15 protein-coding genes and 1 pseudogene are annotated in these 16,416 nt (G+C 67.5%); 2 read left to right on the forward strand and 14 right to left on the reverse strand.

Annotation, left to right across the window (positions count from 1 at the left end):
* Window positions 1-7: 7 nt before the first annotated feature.
* The 5 genes from KVY00_RS00520 to ctaE form a co-directional block, all read right to left on the reverse strand.
* Complete coding sequence (locus tag KVY00_RS00520) at window positions 8-643, reverse strand: class I SAM-dependent methyltransferase (protein ID WP_223043831.1); 636 nt, start codon at window positions 641-643, stop codon at window positions 8-10.
* 207 nt (window positions 644-850) lie between these two features.
* The gene (gene qcrB / locus KVY00_RS00525) at window positions 851-2,479 is read right to left on the reverse strand and encodes a cytochrome bc1 complex cytochrome b subunit (RefSeq protein ID WP_223043832.1); all 1,629 of its coding nucleotides are present in this window, start codon (window positions 2,477-2,479) and stop codon (window positions 851-853) included.
* On the reverse strand, window positions 2,476-3,591 hold the full coding sequence (gene qcrA / locus KVY00_RS00530; protein ID WP_223043833.1) for a cytochrome bc1 complex Rieske iron-sulfur subunit: 1,116 nt from the start codon (window positions 3,589-3,591) through the stop codon (window positions 2,476-2,478). Before qcrA ends, qcrB begins: the two co-directional genes overlap by 4 nt.
* Before the next feature lie 46 nt (window positions 3,592-3,637).
* Complete coding sequence (qcrC, locus tag KVY00_RS00535) at window positions 3,638-4,447, reverse strand: cytochrome bc1 complex diheme cytochrome c subunit (RefSeq protein ID WP_223043834.1); 810 nt, start codon at window positions 4,445-4,447, stop codon at window positions 3,638-3,640.
* A 21-nt stretch (window positions 4,448-4,468) separates the two neighbouring features.
* Window positions 4,469-5,083, reverse strand: coding sequence for an aa3-type cytochrome oxidase subunit III (ctaE, locus tag KVY00_RS00540; RefSeq protein ID WP_223043835.1), 615 nt, complete (start codon window positions 5,081-5,083; stop codon window positions 4,469-4,471).
* Window positions 5,084-5,308: 225 nt separating this feature from the next.
* Between ctaE and trpD the strand changes: the two genes are divergently transcribed.
* The gene (gene trpD, locus KVY00_RS00545) at window positions 5,309-6,373 is read left to right on the forward strand and encodes an anthranilate phosphoribosyltransferase (protein WP_223043836.1); all 1,065 of its coding nucleotides are present in this window, start codon (window positions 5,309-5,311) and stop codon (window positions 6,371-6,373) included.
* A gap of 88 nt (window positions 6,374-6,461) precedes the next feature.
* On the opposite strand, the gene KVY00_RS00550 is transcribed toward trpD, so the two are convergent.
* From KVY00_RS00550 to KVY00_RS00585, 8 genes and pseudogenes are all read right to left on the reverse strand, one after another.
* Window positions 6,462-7,451 (reverse strand): M23 family metallopeptidase, encoded by a 990-nt coding sequence (locus KVY00_RS00550; protein WP_255572696.1) that lies wholly within the window; start codon window positions 7,449-7,451, stop codon window positions 6,462-6,464.
* 54 nt (window positions 7,452-7,505) lie between these two features.
* Window positions 7,506-8,489: an alpha/beta fold hydrolase gene (locus KVY00_RS00555; protein WP_223043837.1), complete on the reverse strand. Its 984-nt coding sequence runs from the start codon at window positions 8,487-8,489 to the stop codon at window positions 7,506-7,508.
* The gene (locus KVY00_RS00560) at window positions 8,486-9,094 is read right to left on the reverse strand and encodes a phosphoribosylanthranilate isomerase (protein ID WP_223043838.1); all 609 of its coding nucleotides are present in this window, start codon (window positions 9,092-9,094) and stop codon (window positions 8,486-8,488) included. Before KVY00_RS00560 ends, KVY00_RS00555 begins: the two co-directional genes overlap by 4 nt.
* Before the next feature lie 61 nt (window positions 9,095-9,155).
* The gene (locus KVY00_RS00565; protein WP_223043839.1) at window positions 9,156-10,340 is read right to left on the reverse strand and encodes a DUF418 domain-containing protein; all 1,185 of its coding nucleotides are present in this window, start codon (window positions 10,338-10,340) and stop codon (window positions 9,156-9,158) included.
* Between the two features lie 673 nt (window positions 10,341-11,013).
* Entirely contained in the window at window positions 11,014-12,183 is a 1,170-nt protein-coding gene (locus KVY00_RS00570; protein WP_223043840.1) for an MmpS family transport accessory protein, read from the reverse strand.
* A gap of 104 nt (window positions 12,184-12,287) precedes the next feature.
* The gene (locus tag KVY00_RS00575; protein ID WP_223043841.1) at window positions 12,288-13,076 is read right to left on the reverse strand and encodes a phosphatase PAP2 family protein; all 789 of its coding nucleotides are present in this window, start codon (window positions 13,074-13,076) and stop codon (window positions 12,288-12,290) included.
* A 128-nt stretch (window positions 13,077-13,204) separates the two neighbouring features.
* Window positions 13,205-14,026, reverse strand: a pseudogene (locus tag KVY00_RS00580) (TrmH family RNA methyltransferase); the annotation flags it as partial.
* On the reverse strand, window positions 14,023-15,003 hold the full coding sequence (locus KVY00_RS00585) for an alpha/beta fold hydrolase (RefSeq protein WP_255572697.1): 981 nt from the start codon (window positions 15,001-15,003) through the stop codon (window positions 14,023-14,025). The pseudogene KVY00_RS00580 and the gene KVY00_RS00585, both read right to left, overlap by 4 nt.
* 89 nt (window positions 15,004-15,092) lie before the next feature.
* Here KVY00_RS00585 and KVY00_RS00590 point away from each other — a divergent pair, with 89 nt between their 5' ends.
* Window positions 15,093-15,791, forward strand: coding sequence for an exonuclease domain-containing protein (locus KVY00_RS00590; protein WP_223043842.1), 699 nt, complete (start codon window positions 15,093-15,095; stop codon window positions 15,789-15,791).
* Window positions 15,792-16,030: 239 nt separating this feature from the next.
* Here the strand turns inward: KVY00_RS00590 and KVY00_RS00595 are convergent, their stop codons facing one another.
* Window positions 16,031-16,279, reverse strand: a complete 249-nt coding sequence (locus KVY00_RS00595) for a type B 50S ribosomal protein L31 (RefSeq protein ID WP_208045187.1) — start codon at window positions 16,277-16,279, stop codon at window positions 16,031-16,033.
* Window positions 16,280-16,416 lie beyond the last annotated feature (137 nt).

Here is a 16,416-nt window from a genome sequence, read left to right on the forward strand (position 1 = left end):
GGGCTCTTCAGCGCTTGATCGCGAGCACCGATGCGTGAGGACGGGCGTCGGGGGCCCGCCGCTGCTCCGAATCGATCGCTTCGAGGCCGGCCTCCTCGAGCAGTGCGCAGATCTGCTCGATCGAGTGGAAGTAGGCGGTCGTCACCGCGTGCTCGAAGGCCTCGTCGGCGTTCCCGTCAAAGAAACCGATGAGGATTTGCCCGCCGGGCTCGAGCACCCGGGCCGCCTCGCTCAGCTGCCGGGGGAGTTCTCGAGGATCGGTATGGATCAGCGAGTACCAGGCGAGCACGCCCGCCAGCGAGCCGTCCTCCGCGTCGAGGGACGAGGCGTCGCCGATCGAGAACGTGACGTGGGGGAAGCGGTCTCGCGCGATGCGCACGAACTCGGGGGTGAGGTCCACTCCCGAGACGGGGACGCCGTGGCGGGCCAGGTGAGCCGTCCAATGGCCCGGGCCGCACCCGAGATCCAGCACGGGCCCATCGATTGCGCAAGCCCACGACGTGATGCGCGTCCGATCGAGCGGGTTCATCGCCGCGACGCTGCCGAGCAGGCTGGTGTACTCTGCGGCGCGCTCCGAGTACGCCGCCTCGACGCGGTGCTCTTCGAGCTCGTGATCCTGATCCTGATCCTGGTCGTGACTCATCTCCCGAAGGCTAGCAGCTCATAGCGGCGCAGCTCGAAGAGGCATGCGCAGACAGGCAGACGGCGCAGGCATGCGCCGTAGAGGGCGTGGGCGCGCGGGTGAGGCAAGCACTCACTGAAGAAGGTGCGGGCGCGCGGGCGAGGGCATGCAAAAACGCGTGAGGCCCCGCAGGAATGAACCTGCGGGGCCTCACACGCCGGGAGAGGGTCAGTGGCCCTCGTGGTGGCCCTTCTCGATCTCGCCCTGCGAGGGCGGCACGATCCGGTCCTCGAAGAACCAGCGGCTGAAGCCGGCTCGAAGACGCTTCGAGAACGGGATGCGGCCGTCATCGTCGGGGCGGAGCATGAGCGGCGCGTAGTCGTGGTAGCTGACCAGCTCCCAGCGCTCGTACTCGTTGAGCGGCTTGTGCACCTCGATGAACTCGCCGCCGGGGAGACGCACGATGCGTCCCGACTCGTAGCCGTGCAGCGCGATCGCGCGGTCCTTCTTCTGCAGACCGAGGCAGATGCGCTTGGTCACGAAGTAGGCGAAGATCGGACCGAGGATCAGCAGCGCCTGCAGCGCGTGGATCACACCCTCCATGGAGAGCTGGAAGTGCGTGGCCATGAGGTCCGAGCTCGCGCCCGCCCACATCACCGCGTAGAAGACGACGCCGGCGGCGCCGATGGCGGTGCGGGTGGGGGCGTTGCGGGGACGGTCGAGGATGTGGTGCTCGCGCTTGTCGCCGGTCACCCAGGACTCGATGAAGGGGTAGATGGCCACCAGCACCAGGAAGATGCCGATGATGATGAGCGGCAGCAGCATGTTCCACGACCAGGTGAAGCCGAACCACTCGGTCTCGAGCCCCGGCGGGACCAGACGCAGCATGCCGTCGGCGAAGCCGATGTACCAGTCGGGCTGGGTACCGGCGGAAACCGGCGAGGGATCGTAGGGGCCGTAGTTCCAGATTGGGTTGATGCCGACGAAGGAGGCGATCAGCACGATCATGCCGAAGACGATGAAGAAGAAGCCGCCGGCCTTCGCCGCGTACACGGGGAGCACGGGGAACCCAACAACGTTCTGCTGGGTCTTGCCCGGCCCGGGGTACTGCGTGTGCTTGTGGATGACCACGAATGCGAGGTGCAGTGCCACGAAGAGGATCACGAGTGCGGGCAGCACCATGATGTGCAGCATGTACAGGCGGCCGACGATGTCGGTGCCCGGGAATTCGCCTCCGAAGAAGAAGTACGACAGGTAGGTGCCGATCACCGGAATCGCCTTGATGATGCCGTCGATGATGCGGAGGCCGTTGCCCGAGAGCACGTCATCGGGGAGCGAGTATCCCGTGAAGCCCTCGGCCATCGCGAGCACGAAGAGCACGAAGCCGATGAGCCAGTTGAGCTCGCGCGGCTTGCGGAACGCACCCGTGAAGAAGATGCGCAGCATGTGCAGGCCGATGGAGGCGACGAACAGCAGCGCGGCCCAGTGGTGCACGTGACGCATGAGCAGACCGCCGCGCACCGAGAACGAGATATCGAGGGTCGACGCCATGGCGACCGACATCTCAAGGCCCTTCATCGGCACGTAGGGACCGGTGTAGTGCGTCTCGACCATGGAGGCCTGGAAGAACAGGGTCAGGAAGGTGCCCGACAGCAGGATCACGACGAAGCTGTACAGCGCAACCTCGCCGAGCAGGAACGACCAGTGGTCGGGGAAGACCTTACGGCCGAACTCCTTGACGGCGACGCCGATCTTGGTGCGCTCGTCGATGTAGTTCGCTGCGGCAGCGGTGAAGCGGCTCGAACCGCTCTGCGCCTGCCCGTTCGAAGCGGGGGATTCGGTTACGGTGCTGCTCACTTGAGGCGCTCCCAGAAGCTCGGGCCGACAGGTTCATGGAAATCGCTCTGCGCGACGAGGTAGCCCTCGTCGTCCACGGTGATGGGCAGCTGGGGCAGCGGACGCTTGGCGGGGCCGAAGACGACCTTCGCGTGCTCCGAGACATCGAACTGCGACTGGTGGCAGGGGCAGAGGAGATGGTGGGTGTGCTGCTCGTACAGCGCAACGGGGCAACCCACGTGCGTGCAGACCTTCGAGTAGGCGACGATCCCGTTGTAGGACCAGTCCTCGCGCTCGGGGAGCTCCTTGAGCTCCGACTGATCGAGACGCATCAGCAGCACGATGGCCTTCGCCTTGGCGTCGAGCAGGTTCTCGCTGCCTCCGCGCTCGTCGAGGCTGAGGTTGTGGAAGTCCTCGTGGTTCAGAGTCTCGGGAATCACGTGGAATGCCGAACCGATCGTGACCTCGCTGGCCTTGATCGGAACGCCGGAGGGGTCGCGGGCGAGACGGACGCCCTTGTCCCACATGGTGTGCTTCAGGAGCTGCACGGGGTCGCGATCCTGCGGGGCGAGGCTGCGGAGCAGCGTGATGCCGGGGAGGGGGAACGCGATGAGCGCGCCGATGAGACTGTTGCGGACGAGGGAGCGGCGGGAGAACCCGGACTCCTCGTCGGCGAGCTTGAACACCTCGGCCGAGGCCGCACGGGTCTCTTCGTCGCTGGGCACCGGGTGGCGCACATCGATCGACTCGTGGTCGGCCATGATGGCCTTGCCCCAGTGGACGGCACCGACGCCGACGGCGAGGAGCGCGAGCGCCATGCCGAGACCGACGAACATGGTGTGCAGTCGAATCGCCATCATGTCGCCCGTTTCGATCGGGAAGAACATGTAGGCGAGGACCGCGCCGAGGCTGCCCGCGATCGAGATGTAGAAGAGCGTGTAGACGGTGCGCTCAGCGCGCTTCTCCCTCTTGGGATCGAGATCCGTGACGCGCTTCCGGTGCGGGGGAAGGCCCGGATTCTGCACAGCATCGGCCGCGATGACCGCGGTGCCTGCCGCAGCTTCGGCCGAGCTGTGGCCCTGGGCGGCGACAACGGCGTCTGCGCCGCCGTTGTTCTTCGCTTCCTCTGCCATGTTGCTCCTTGACTCCTGACTCATGAACTCTTTGTGCGCCGTCGGATCAGTTCGACTTCGCGGTGACCCAGACGGTGAGGCCGACGATCGCGCCGAGGCCGATCACCCAGATGAAGAGGCCTTCCGCCACCGGTCCGATCGATCCCAGGGTGAGGCCTCCGACCGCGGGCTGCTCCTCGGTGTACTTGAGGAACGAGATGATGTCGGCCTTCTCCTGCGGAGTGATGTTCGCATCGTTGAAGACGGGCATGTTCTGCGGGCCCGTGACCATGGCCTCGTAGATGTGGGTGGCGGGGACGCCCGTCAGCTTCGGGGCGAACTTGCCCTGAGTGAGGGCGCCGCCGGCTGCGGCGACGTTGTGGCACATGGCGCAGTTGATCTTGAACAGCTGGCCGCCGCGGGCGATGCCCTCGTCGTCGCTGTCGGCCTGGATGTAGCGGCTGTCGGGCAGCGCCGGCCCCGGGGCGAGCGATGCCACGTAGGCGGCCATCTGCAGGGTCTGCTCCTCGGTGAACTGCTGGGGCTTGACCATGCCCTGGGGACCCTGGAAGGCGAGCGGCATGCGCCCGGTGCCGACCTGGAAATTGACCGCGGCCGCACCGGCGCCGATGAGCGAAGGGCCGTCATCGGTGCCCTGCGCATTGGCGCCGTGGCAGGTGGCGCAGTTGGCGCCGAACAGCTTCTCGCCCGCTTCGATGGTGGCGGGGGACTCGAGGTCGATCTCGGCGGTGGCGGAGGTCTGGCTGAAGCCGGTGTAGGCGGCTCCGGTCACGAGGAGGCCGACCGCAACGAGAGCGGCGGTGGCAAGCGGGTGCCGTCGGCCGGACTTGCGAACGTTTTTCTTGGCGCGAGCCATGTTCTCGATTACTCCTGACCCCTACTTGAGGACGTAGATGACGATGAAGAGGATGATCCACACGATGTCGACGAAGTGCCAGTAGTAGGACACGACGACCGCGGTGGTCTCCTCCTTGTGCGTGAAGTTCTTGACGGCGTAGATGCGGCCGATGACCAGCAGGAACGCGACGAGGCCGAGGGCCACGTGGATGCCGTGGAAGCCCGTGGTCATGTAGAAGGCCGAACCGTAGGGGTCCGAGCTGAGGGTGATGCCCTCGGAGACGAAGGTCGCGTACTCCCAGACCTGCCCGGAGACGAAGACCGCGCCCATGAAGAAGGTGAGGAAGAACCACTCGACCGTGCCCCACTTCGCCGGGCTGGCGCCCGTCGCGCGCGGCTGCATGCGCTCGGCTGCGAACACGCCCGCCTGGGCCGTGAAGGAGGAGGCGACCAGGATGATCGTGTTGACCAGCGCGAACGGGAAGTTGTGCAGCGCGGTCTTCTCGGCCCACAACTCGGGGTTCATCGCGCGCAGCGTGAAGTAGATGGCGAAGAGGCCCGCGAAGAACATGACCTCGCTGCCGAGCCATACGATCGTGCCCACGGCGACGATATTCGGTCGCTTCACCGAGGGCACGGCTGACTTGGTATTCATAGTGGTCGTTGTCACCCCTCCATTATGGCTGAAAGTTTGGTGTGCGTTTTCACTCGGACCCGGCGCGCCGAACTTTCTGCGAGTTTCCCGATCAGCCTACCGTGTTGAGAGGGGTCGGATGTGCACCACGGACCCTTCTCTCATCAGATGAATACCGGTTTCCTGCTGGGGTTTTCGGGTCGACGTGCGGGGGACCGGCGTCGCTTCGATCGATAGGATTGGCGCATGATCGACGAACGCAGTTGGCCCACCGTGCTCACGACGCTCCTCGAGGGAGACGACCTCAGCGTCTCGCAAGCGGAGTGGGCGATGGCGCGCTTCATGACCGGCGAGGCCAGCGGCGCCCAGATGGGGGCGTTCCTCGTCGCGCTGCGGTCGAAGGGAGCGACGGTGGACGAGATCGTCGGCTTCCGCGACGCGATCCTCGCGGAGTCGGCCCCGATCTCGCTTCCCGCCATGTCGCTCGACATCGTCGGAACGGGGGGAGACCGCTTCGGCACGGTGAACGTGTCGACCATGGCATCCATCACGGCCGCCGCCGCCGGGGCGCCGGTCGTGAAGCACGGCAATAAGGCCGCGAGCAGCAAGTCGGGATCCTCGGACGTGCTGACATCGCTCGGGATCGGCCTGTCGCTCGATGCGGATCAGCTCGCAGAGGTGTTCGCCCGGGCGGGTATCGCCTTCGTGCACGCGGCGCGTTTCCTGCCAGGGTTCCGCCACGTCGCCTCCGTGCGCTCGGAACTGGGGATCCCCACCGTCTTCAATTTCCTCGGGCCGCTGTGCAACCCGGTGCGTCCGGAAGCCTCGGCCGTGGGCGTCGCCGATCCCGCTGCAGCGCCGCTGATCGCGGGCGTCTTCCGGATCCGCGGTGCCTCGGCGCTGGTGTTCCGCGGCGACGACGGGCTCGACGAGCTCACCACGACGGGGCACTCCCGGCTGTGGGAGGTGAACCGCGGCGGCATGACGGAGCACGACATCGATCCTCGCGATCTGGGGATTCCGCGCGCCTCGATCGAGGATCTGCTCGGCGGCACTCCCGATGAGAACGCGGAGACCGTACACCGGGTGCTCGCGGGGGAGCGGGGGCCGGTGCGCGACATCGTACTGCTCAACGCCGCTGCGGGGCTCGTGGCCTACGAGCTGGCGGAGCGGCCGGAGTCGGCGGAGCGCGCGCTGCTCGAACGGCTCGGGGAGAAGCTGAGTGTGGCGGCAGATGCCATCGACTCGGGGCGAGCGGCTGCGAAGCTGGCCGAGTGGGTCGATGCCACCTCCGGGTTCGCCGACGCCTGAGACGAACCGGAGGGCGGGTCGTCCGGGGCCGTGGCGGCGCGCCCGAACCCGTCGTGCGAAGGACGTGGCACCGCCCAGGCGGGACTGCTCAGGGAGCCGCGGGTGTGGCGGTCGACGGTGCGTCGGTCGTTGATGCGGCGGTCGACGGGGCGGCGTTGCGCTCCATGCGCGTGTACTTCGAGAGGAAGGGCATCGGGTCCACCGGCTCGTCGTCGATGCGGAGCGCCAGATGGAGGTGCGGGCCGAAGGACATGCCGGTGTTGCCCACCTTGCCGGCCTGGTCGCCCATCTTGACGATGTCGCCCACCTGGTAGGAGTGCGAATCGTTCTGCATGTGGCAGTAGCGGCTCGTCACCGTCTGCCCGTCGATCTCGTGCTCGACCTTGAGGCCGAAGCCGCAGCCGTCGCTCGCGAAGCCCGCTTCGAGCACCTCGCCGTCGGCGATCACCTGGATCGGCGTGCCCGCGGGGGCCGCGAAGTCCTGTGCGTCGTGGAACTGCTCCACGGGGGCGGTGCGGTAGCCGAAGCCGTCGGTGAGCGTGACGCTCGAGGCGAACGGGTAGTTGACGAGCGCCTCCGGGTGGAAGACGTATTCGGCACGCGCCTCGAGCTCGGAGACGGCGCCGTCGATCTCGGTGAAGGACGTCGGCAGCTCGTCGAGCGATACCTCCGAGAAGAGTTCCTGCGCCGCGACGACACCGCCGGCCGCGCTCGCTTCGCTCGCCGTGCCGGCGCCGGTCGGGGCGAAGAGCGGCAGGGCGACGGTGAGCACCAGGCCTCCGACGCTCGCCGCGGCGGCCGCGGCCGCGAGACGGCGGCGGAACGGAACCTTCGCCGGCTTCGACGTCTCACCGGCGGCCGGATCGGGATGCGCTGTCGGATCGTGCTCGATGAAAGGGAGCCGCACCGAGCCGGTGGGGGTCATCGGCACCGAGGGGGCCGAGGGTGCTGCGGGGTGTTCGGACTGCGAATGCACGGCCTGCGGTTCGGGTCGCTGCTGCTCTCGGAGCGACCTGCGTGACGGGTAGCCGGAAGCGGCGGAGGCGCGGGACTCGCTGAGATCGTTGGCGTCGGTCATTCGGTCTTTCGTGGGGTTCGCGGATCGCCGCACTGCCGCGGCAAAAGATAACGTTTAGGTTACAGCGTCTGCGTGAGAAATACCAGACGCAAGTTCCTCCGCCGCGAGAGCCGGGCGAGCCGTTGCTGCGGAGCCGGAGGAGTCAGCGCCGGGGGAGTCGGAGGAGTCAGCGCCGGGGGAGCGGGGAGCCTCATCGGCGCCGATCCATTCGAGCACGTGACGCGCAACGGGCTGCCCGGAGCTGATGAGGGCCTCGTGCCCGCGATCCTGAATCTGCCGCATCTCGGCGTCGGGGAGGAGCCCGGTGATGCGCACGGCCCAGCCTCGCGGGGACACGTGGTCGCGGGTGCCTTGTATCACGAGCGCCGGTTGCGAGACCCGGGGCAGGCAGTGCTCGAGGCGATGCGCGAGCATCTGCCGCAACTTGCGCAAGAACCAGACGGGGCCGGCCTGAAGGTAGGTCTTCGTGGCCTTCCTCAGTACCGAGAGCGGCTCACCCTCGGCGAGGTCCTGGATCATGCGGTACCCCTGCATCAGGGCGGTGCGCTCGGCCGGATTCACCGACGGAGCGATGAGCACGACGCGCCGCACGAGATCCGGGTGGCGAGCGGCGAGCTCGGAGACCACCTGCGCGCCCATGGAGTGCCCGACGGCGACCAGCGAGCCGATTCCGAGCGAGCGAAGGGCCGCGGCCACGAGGTCGGCGGTCTGCGGCATCGTCAGGGGATCGGCCGGTTCGGGGCAGTCGGCGAACCCCGGGAGGTCGATCGCGATCGCCTCGCACTCGGTCTGGATCTCGGAGAGGAACCTGTCGTACACGCTATGGCCCATGCCGATGCCGTGCACGAGCAGCACGCGGGGTGCTCCGGGCCGAGACCATCGGAAGAGATGGAGCTCGCGCGAGTCGAGCTGGAAGTCGATCCGCTCGGGCTCGGGGAGCGCCGGATCCGCCTGGTCCATCGCCGTGTCGTCGGGGCGCTGCGCGCGGCCGGGATGCTGCGCGCGGTCGGCCCCGGATTCCTGCCGGTGCCGCCTCACGAGCGTGCCGCCCGGATGAAACGCGTGATCAGGTCGGGATCCTTCTCTCCGGGAGCGCGCTCGACCCCGCTCGAGACGTCGACCCCCGCGGGGCGGGTCGCCGAGATCGCGGCGGCGACGTTCTCGGGGTTCAGACCGCCGGCCAGCAACCAGGCGTCGCCGAGCACGGCGCCGTCGATCAGTGAGAGGTCCCACGGCCGGCCGGAACCGGGAGAAGCGCCGTCGACGAGCAAGCGCTCCTCGCCGAAGGCGCCGGCGCGAAGGGCGGGGTGCTGGGCGAGGGAAGTGGCTCGCCAGAGGCGGGGGAGGATCTTGCGGGCTGCCGCGAAGTCGTCCGCGGTGTAGGCGCCGTGCAGCTGCAGCACATCGAAACCCAGCCCGAGAGCGGTCTCCGCCGCCTCGCGGGCGGGCATGCGGTTGACGACGAGGGCCGCGTCGACGCGGCGATCCGCAGAACGCGCCGCCGAGACGACATCAGTGGCCTCCGCGAACGTCGCGTGGCGAGGGCTCTGCGGGCTCATGACTACGCCCACCGCATCGGCTCCGGCGTCGATGGCGTGGGCCGCGGTGCTCGCGTCGCGGAGGCCGCAGATCTTCACGTACATCGTTCGCTCCAGTCGGAATCGGTCGGGCCCGCTTCGCGCGCCAGGCGCGGGAGAGCGCTTCTCATCGTACCGAGTCGAGGTGGGAATAGGTGAGTCGACGCAGCAGCGCCTCGGCCGGGCCGCGCGCGTCGCGGCGATCGAGGATCACCGCCGTCACGAGCGTCAGGAGCCACACGCCGAGGGCGATCCCGAACGCGGCCGTCGTGTTGATCCGGGCGCCGATCCCGAACCCCCAGGCCGACAGCAGGGGAGCGAAGACCATCGACTGCAGCAGGTACCCGCTCAGTGAGCGCCTTCCCAGTGCCGAGACCGCGCGCGTCACCGCGCCGGGGCCGGGCTTCGGCCGAGCGCTGTTTCTCCCGGGCTGCAGGCGTATCCCGATCAGACCGAAGAGCGCGGCGTAGCCGATGCCGCCCGCCACGCCCGCGAGCTGGTCGAGCAACGCGAGCGCCCAGGCGATGGGCTCGAGAGCCGGAAGCAGGCCGAGGTAGAGCAGTGCCATCGGTGCTGCGAGGAGTGCGCTGATGAGGATGCCCCAAGCGGCGACGGCGCCGAGGCCGACGCGCGACGCCGCGCCCTCCAGCCAGCGGTGGCGCCCGGCGATCCAGCCGAGCAGCACGCACGCGGGCACGAGCAGGGAGAGCACGGTCGTCGGCGTCGCCACGAACCAGAGGCCGAGCCGCGCGAGCAGCGCCCACCCGTATCCCGCGATGCCGCTCAGCATGTCCGCGTTCGTGCCGAGCGTGTCGTCGGTGAAGATCGCCTGAGTGATTTCGGGCGCCGCGGCGGCTATCAGCAGTGCGAAGCCCAGCATCGCGGCGGCGCCGAAGGCGAAGAGGATCAGCATCGTCCAGACCGCGAACCGCAGCACGCGATCCGAGTGCCGGAACAGCGTGGCGGTGAGCACAAGGCCGGTCAGACCGTACGCACCGAGGATGTCGCCCCCGAACAGCAGCATCGCGTGCGCGAAGCCGAACGCAAGGAGCCACCAGTGGCGCCGCCAGAGCATGCCCCGCACCGCGGACTGCGACACTCCACGTGCCTCGCGCGAGCGCGCGAACTGCACCATTCCGTATCCGAAGAGGAACGCGAACATGGGGTAGACCCTCGCGTCGACGAAGAGGATGGTCAGCGCCGAGAGGGCGCGGTCCACCGGTGACCCTTCTGTCGGGTGCGTCGTGTAGGGCGGGATGTCGTGCCCCCAGAGATATGCGGAGACGTTTGCGACCGCGATGAGCAGCAGCATCCAGCCGCGGGCGAGATCGGGGGCGAGCGCTCGCGCCTCGGGGTGCGGCGACTGCGTTCGATGCGGGATCGCCGGAGCGGGCTCGGACGGAGCGGGTTCGGACGGAGCTGGCTCGGGCGGAGCGGGCTCGGGCGGAGCTGGCTCGGACGGGGCTGGCTCGGACTGAGCTGGCTCCGACTGAGCTGGCTCGGGCGGAGGCTGTGGATGCAAGGAACTCCCTGGACGAGACCCGTCGGGGGCGAGCTCCGTCAGTGACGAGACCCGTCGTCGACGAGTGAGACACGGTTGTCACCTATTCAACCAGGGTCCGTGAAGCAGCGAGCCGTCCAGCGGCGCAGATCTGCCCAGAAGCACAGCCGATGCGCCGGTTTCTTGTGTTTGACGGCTGATCGGTGCGTGTGGCGTCGTTCTTGGCGCCCGAGCCTGCGAGGGTCTGAGTGGGAGGAGCGGCTATGGGCGGGGATGTGTGGGTGGGCGTGTGGAAGAGTCGTTAGACGGGAGGTGCCGTGCGGATGCGGCGCGGGCGAGCGAGAGGGAGGTGCGCGCAGTCCTTAAACTGACATAATATCGATTATCATGCACTGGGCGCTTGCGCCCTCGTGCATGATAATCGACCGGGAAACGGCACTGACCCGGTCGTAGTGACCTAGGAGTTTTTCGCTTTGCGGATGCATTATCCGCACTGAACGAATGCGAAGGCGCCCGTCGATGTCAGTTCTCTGACGACCTTGCCGTTCCGGAGAATCTGGCAGGTAATGGTGTCGCCGTCCTGGAGCTGCGCATTAAAGACTGCGGTTCCGGTATCAGTCGGAAAGGTTACTTCCCATGGGAGGCTGACTCCTGTTGCCTGTTGAATGCTGAATGCCCCAGGAGCTGCCCATGTAACCGCCGAGACAGAACCATTTCCGAGTATCCGATATGTCGTGGAAGGGCCTGGGACCGTTAGGAGAATCTCCGTATCTTTTGGGATGATGCTGCCCGCGGGAATGCTTTGGGCGGTAACCTCAAATGTTGAAGATGTCGACGTAGACGTATTGGGGAAGTTTTTGAGGGCTTCTCTTGCTTCCCTCAATGGTTTTCCCACGACGTCCGGCATGACGTATCCCGTTGATAGCGAGATGGAAGTAAAAGGCTCAAGCGTTGTGCCGGCTGCAATATCTGAGGAGATGACGTGATCACCATCACCCACTGAGACTGCTTTTAGCCCAATCGTTTCAAGCGCTATTACAGCGTCCTGGAGTTTCTGTCCTGAGACGTCGGGCATGATGATTTCAGGAATATCGAATTCGAGTTCTATTACTGATCCGGCTGGAGAAATCTCGCCCGCCTGAATGCTTTGCGCTGAGATTGGCCAACTGGATCCCGGGGCATTGTCTTCTAGCCCGTCTTCAAACTCGAACTCCCCCTGATCTGCCAGTTCTTTGGCGTCGATTAGCGTCACTCCAACGAAATCTGGCACTTCGACTTTTCGTGGTCCTACTATGATCTGTACTTCGTCTCCAGCTCTCACTGCCTCGCCTGCTGCAGGGACCTGCTTTGCGACGTTCTGGTTGAATTCACGAAGCTCTCCCACTGAAGGGGGAATCGTCGTGGAGGCGATGAGATCGACTTCTTCGAGCATATGAATAGCGCCGGATGGCATTCGACCCAGCACATCGGGAACTGTTCGTCTTTGAGAAAAGTCGTGAACTAACCAAATGCCACCAACAGCGAATAACAAGAGACCTATTCCAAACGCCGTGATCTTTATGCGCGCCTGGTTACTGAGTCCCCAGAGAAGCTTTCTGGGCGCGGAGCTAGAACTGCCTGGGACGTCGGGGTCTCTGAAGGAGTCTTCTTCCATAACGCTTAATCTATCGGCTGTGTAGGTTCCCCCCCAGTCGTAGTTGGTAGCGCGCCGACGATGTGCTACGGAAAGTACCTGATCTGCGCATGTTGCGCATTATGTCAGCTTCTCCCCACGCTGAGCAGCAGCAGCGCGCGAGACGCGAGCGTCGTCGCTCCGATGCAGCCGAGCTCCCCCGCGGTCAGGAGCGTCACGGCGTTCTCGTTCCATACGGCAATCGCACCGAGCACGAGCGCTCCGGCGACCATGAGCCAGCCGATCACCAACAGGCTCACCGCCACCGTGCGTCCTAGGGCGATGCTCCCCCGCGAGGTCGCGGGGCGGATCAGGCACGCGAGCGCGAACGCCGCGGTGCCGAGCGCGATCCCGCCCAGCACATCGCTCGGTCGATGCCATCCGTACGCGAGCAGCTGCCAGCCCACCGCGGCGAGCAGCGCCGCGCCGCCCACTGCGACGATGCCGCGCGCCCGCGTCGGAACCGCCCAGACGAGCGCGGCGGTGACCGCGGTGAACACGGTCATGTGTCCGCTCGGGAACGTGTTCGGCACGTCGAGGTCGAAGAGCTGCGGGCGAGTCAGCCACACCTGCTTGAGCAGCTGCGACGCGACGATCGCGAGCACGGGGATCACCGTGACGACGATCGCGCGCCGGATCCCGTGCGAGAGCAGCGCGATCACCGCGACGACGCCCAGTGCGATCGCCACTGCCGGAATCGAGACCAGGTTCAACGGCGGTGGCGGGCTGTACGTGAACTCCGCGGCGTCGAGCGCCGTGTCCTCGGCGCGCTGTCCGAGTTCGAGCTGCACGCCGAGCACATACGCGCCGACGCCCACGGCGATCCAGAACATCGCGAACCAGAGAGCCCGCCTGCGGCCTCCCCCGCCGATCATGCCGGGCTCTCCGATCCTGCTGCGGTCGTCGAGCCGGTCATGACCTCGGACCCGGCAGCGCCGCCCTGCCGTGCGTCGATCTGGTCCTCCGGTCCGGCATAGGGCGCGCTCCCCTGCTCGGGCGCTCCCCCGCTCCTCCGGCGATCGGCGGTGCGCACCGCCCAGAGCGCGAGTGCCGCCGCGGTCGCGACGTTGAGCGAGTCGACGCCGTGCTCCATCGGGATCACGACCGACCGAGCGGCCGAGGCCAGCGCGCGTCGCGACAGCCCGGGGCCCTCGGATCCGAACAGCAGGGCCAGGCGCTCGGGCAGCTCGCTCACGTAATCCGCGAGGTCCTCGGCGTCCTCGCGCAGCGCGAAGGCGGTCAGTTCGTACCCCTCCTCGCGGAACATCGGCCCCGCGATCGGCCACTCGGGCAGGCGCGCCCACGGCACCTGGAGCACGGCGCCCATACTTACCCGCACCGCGCGACGATACAGCGGATCGGCGCAGGCCGGCGACAGCAGCACCGCATCGGCGCCGAGCGCCGCGACCGAGCGGAAGATGGCGCCGACGTTGGTGTGGTCGGTGAGATCCTCGAGCACGACCACGCGCGTCGAGGCGCGCAGCAGCTCGACCGGATCGAGCGGGGCGGGCCTGTGCATCGATGCGAGCGCGCCTCGGTGCATGTGGAAGCCGGTGAGCGCCTCGAGCTGCCGCGGCTCCCCCACGTACACCGGCACGTCGGGATGACCCGCGAGCAGGGGCTCGACTCCCGGCAGCCACTCCTCGAGCAGCAGCACCGAGCGTGGGCGGTGGCCCGCGCGGAGCGCACGCTCGATCACCTTCGGGGATTCCGCGAGGTACAGCCCCTCCTCCGGTTCGCGCACGCGGCGCAGCGCCACGTCCGTCAATCGGGTGTAGTCGGCGAGCTCGGGTGCGGCGAGATCGTCGATGCGGGTGAGCTTCACGCGGCCGCCTCGCTCTCGCGCACCCGGGAGCCGGCGAGGAACTCCGAGACGAAGGCGACCGCGTCATCGACGGCCTCGTAGTGCACGAGGTGGCCGGTGCCCGGGATGATTCGCAGCCGCGATCCGGCCACCCGGTGCTGCAGCTCGAGCTGCTTCTGCAGCGGCGTGATGTCGTCGCGCTCCCCCGCGATCAGCAGCGTCGGCATGGTGAACGCCGACGCGAACTCGGGGACGGTGTGCGACACGGAGGCGCGGAACGCCTGCAGCAGCGTGGTCGGATCCGAGAAGGTGCTGAAGTAGGCGCTGTGCTGTCCGTGGATCCAGGATCGCAGCGCGGGATCGCCGGTCTTCGCCATGACCTCGCTCATCACCCGCACGATCAGCGGATTGCCGAGCAGCTCGCGCGCGGCGCGACCGGGCAGCAGCTCGGCGGCGCGGTAGTAACCGATGGCCAGCTGCGTCAGAGCGGCCTGGGGCCCCTCGAGGGCGGGCGCGGAGATCGGGTTGATGAGGATCAGCCTGCTCGGCGCCAACCCGCTGGCGATGGCGGAGGCGACGACGAGCGAGCCGAACGAGTGGCCCAGCACCGCGAAGCCGTGTCGCTCGGTGGAGTCGGCGGAGCCGTGCGGATCGTTGGAGCCGTGCGGATCGTTGGAGCCGTGCGGATCGGTGGATCCACCGGAGCCGCCGGGTGCGATCTCCCGCGCGAACGCGCGCAGCCACTCGCCGTAGAGTTCGAGGTCGTGCTCTCGACCGGGGATCGCCGGGGACTTCCCGAACCCGGGCAGATCGGGCACGATCGCCCGCACCCCCGGCAGCGCCTCGACGAGACCCTGAGCGAGGCCCTCGAGGCCGTGGTGGTCGCCGCGGAACCCGTGCACGAGCAGCAGCGGAGCGGCCTCGGGGTCGCCGTACTGCCACGCGCGGGTGTCGATACCGAGCGTCGGCACGCGCAGAAGAGTCGGAGAAACGGTCACTCCCCGATGGTACCCGTGAGCTCCTGGCAGCGCCCTGCGGGCGAGTGTCGGCGGTGCTCGATAGCATTCTGGAGAACGAAAGGATCCCCGTGACCCAAGAACTCCCGCTCTGGGCGGCGAACCTCGCGGTGTTCGACACCGAGACCACCGGCATCGACACCTCACACGCGCGCGTCGTGAGCTCGACGATCGCCCTGCTCGGACCGGCCAGCGAGGTGCAGGAGCGCTATGACTGGCTGCTCGACCCCGGTGTCGAGATTCCCGAGCCGGCGGCCAGGGTGCACGGCATCACCACCGAGATCGCCCGGGCGAGCGGCATCGAGGCCGCGGTCGGCGTGCAGCAGATCGTGACCCAGCTGCTGGAGATGATCGAGCGAGGCTTCCCGATCGTGGCGTACAACGCCCCCTTCGATCTCACCCTGCTCGCAGCCGAGGCCGCGCGTCACGGTGTCGCCTGGCCGGGTGAGCTCTCGCCGGTGCTCGATCCGCTGATCCTCGACAAGCAATTCGACCGTTACCGCAGAGGCAAGCGCACGCTCGAGGCGGTCGCGGCTCATCACGGCGTCGAGATCGGAACCGCCCACGACGCGGGCGACGACGCCATCGCGGCGGGCCGTGTGCTGCAGTGCATCGCCCGCAAGTACGCCGACGTGATCCCGGGCGACCTCGACGAACTGCATCGCGCGCAGGTCTCGTGGGCCGCCGCGCAGGCCGAGAGCTTCCAGGAGTATATGCGCCGGGTGCGCGATCCCTCGTTCATCGCCGACGGGCGGTGGCCGATACGCTGAGCGACTGGCGCTGCGCGACTGGCGCTGAGCGACCGGCGCTGCGCAACCGGCGTTGCCCGCCGGCGGGCGACGGATGGCGACCGGGGGCCGGGGGCCGGGGGCCGGGGCCGGGCACCGGTCGGCGAGCATCTCGGCGAGCGCCGCATGGCCGGGCGCGGCCCGACCGGCGGCGCATCCCGTGCTGCGGGCACAAAAATGGCGGAGGCACTGCCTCCGCCATTCTCGTTGAATCCGAGCGCTTACGCGCCGAAGCCCTTGAAGCGCTGGTTGAACTTCTCGACGCGACCGGCCGAGTCCATGATGCGCTGCTTGCCCGTGTAGAACGGGTGCGAGGCGCTGGAGATCTCGACGTCGATGACGGGGTAGGTCTCGCCGTCGAGCTCGATCGTCTTGTCGCTGGTGAGCGTGGAGCGGGTGAGGAACGTCTCCCCCGAGGCCAGGTCGCGGAAAACGATTGCGTTGTACTCGGGGTGGATGTCGGTCTTCATGAGTGTTCCTTATTGTTGCCTTGATGATGGTGTGTAACAGCACACCTTGAGGACTTGGGATCTGCGGCGGCGCCGCACCAAGGATCTAGCTTATCAGACGATACGGTCGTTCCCCGTGAGAATCTGGAGGTGTCGAG

Source organism: Leucobacter tenebrionis (genome assembly GCF_019884725.1).
Taxonomy (GTDB): domain Bacteria; phylum Actinomycetota; class Actinomycetes; order Actinomycetales; family Microbacteriaceae; genus Leucobacter; species Leucobacter tenebrionis.